Genomic DNA, 1,389 nt, shown 5'->3' with positions numbered 1-1,389 from the left:
TACGAACACCAAAAAAGATCTTATGAACTAATACTTCATAAGTATTTCACAAATAAATTTGATGAAACTTATGCTGTTAAGAATATATCTTATGAACCTTATTCAAATAAAACAAGTGAATATACCTACTATCCTATAGAGATATACTCATCTTTTATAAATATAGATCTAAAAAGAACTATCATAGGAGGAAGACTATCTAGTGGAGGACTAGACTATCATAACTTCTTCTACTATGATATAAATACCACTACAAACAAACTAGTCTCTAATCTATCAAAAGATATAAGTCTAGATACTATGATATCTTATCTATGCCTAGATGAGCTAAGAACAGATAATAAAACTGATGAAGAGTTCTTTAACAACCTAAACAAAAGAAACAAGAAGCTAGCATATTCACCAAAAGAGCTTATGCTACAAGGGGTTAAAAGAGAACTAGATATAAGCCCATCAAACTCAATAGATATAAAACAAAGAGAGGAAATTTATGATATGTATAAGACAAGTAAAAGCACCTCAAAACAAGCCTTGCCAATAGACAAATACAACGAAGCTATGGAGATACTAGAAGACTTTAAAAATGGAAATTTAAACACTAATGGATCAGAAGTAGATAATAAATCAAGAAGACTACTAAAAGCACTAGATGTAATAGGCAATAATAATGTAAAGGGTATGTATGTGGGGTGTAGGGAAAGTTGGAAAGAAAATGAAAATTTAGAGGAAAAAACTATCCCTCCTCGCCTAATCGGTCGTTTAGCCACCACCATAGTCATGGAAGATGGCTTGTATATAGGATAAAAGATGAAGAAGATTATATTTACAGCTTTAGCTATCTTAGTAATAGCCACATCACTAATAGCAATAGATAAAAGAATGAATAAAGGAAATTTAATGGATAACAATAATACATATATGGTTATAGCTCCAAATGGAATGGAAATACCATTTGATAAAAATACGAATTTGATAGTTGCTGAAAAAAATCCTAATATGCAGTTAGCCCCAGATCTTGCAGCCAAACTAGTCCTTGACTCCCGCTCCATCCTAGACTCATCTCCATATAAAAACTATAAACCACTATACTATAACCCTAAACCAAACTCTTTAGGTCAAACAGACTATCTATCATTTAAACCATGGCTAGATATTAGCTATAAACCAAGTTCAACTAAACTATCACCTTGGACTAAATCAGAAAAAGCTTACTATGAAAGCTTAAAAGATAAGAGAGATAGATATATCTATCTAGTAAAAAGAAGTAATCTAAAATGCACTATGATAGATATCCCTGAAGATGCTATAGGTAGAGTAGATAGCAATGGCAAACTAACTAAACCTGAATATGCTGAAATTTATGATGAAGTAGATAGAAATAAAAATACA

The 1,389-nt window shown here is 31.0% G+C and carries 2 pseudogenes; both read left to right on the top strand.

The annotated features are described in order from the left end of the window. Window positions 1–804 (top strand): annotated as a pseudogene (locus CVT05_RS09245) (hypothetical protein); the annotation flags it as partial. 93 nt (window positions 805–897) lie between these two features. Continuing rightward, a pseudogene (locus CVT05_RS09240) lies at window positions 898–1,389 on the top strand (thioredoxin reductase); the annotation flags it as partial.

This window comes from Campylobacter concisus, assembly GCF_003049705.1.
Taxonomy (GTDB): domain Bacteria; phylum Campylobacterota; class Campylobacteria; order Campylobacterales; family Campylobacteraceae; genus Campylobacter_A; species Campylobacter_A concisus_AR.
The sequence above is the reverse complement of the archived record's forward strand: the minus strand, read 5'-3'. Positions and strand labels throughout refer to the sequence as shown.